The 377-nt window shown below is 41.1% G+C and carries 1 protein-coding gene; it reads right to left on the reverse strand.

All coding sequences use genetic code 11. The annotated features are described in order from the left end of the window. Nucleotides 1-43: 43 nt before the first annotated feature. A partial coding sequence (locus tag B5P40_RS32495; protein WP_220089789.1) for a chromo domain-containing protein occupies nucleotides 44-377 on the reverse strand: 334 nt, incomplete at its 5' end.

Here is a 377-nt window from a genome sequence, read left to right on the forward strand (position 1 = left end):
TCTCTCAGTTCCCGACGCCTGGCATATGACTTGGCCCTACGCTTCATCTCTGGTTCGCAACCACATCAATCGATTTGTCCATCAATTTCTCTAACAAAACCTCAATCTGACTTCTCAGTGAATGAGTTTTGTTTGCAATCAAGAATTCTTGGACCAATGTCCTTGCATCCTGAGCAACTTGCTCTAATGGCTCCCAGGAATTTTCGGTCTCTGAAAATCCCAACCATTTTACTAATGCTACGAGCGATTGAGATTTCGAATCCACTTTCACGTTCACAATAAACTCTGCTTCAAATGTAGCATTGTCAAATGCAAACTGATTCTTAATCTCCTCAGTAACATTCATCTTCGACTCGTCATAAAATCGGATTCTATCT

It is taken from the genome of Bacillus sp. SRB_8 (assembly GCF_003264205.1).
In the GTDB taxonomy this organism is placed as follows: Bacteria; Bacillota; Bacilli; order Bacillales; family Bacillaceae_G; genus Bacillus_A; species Bacillus_A mycoides.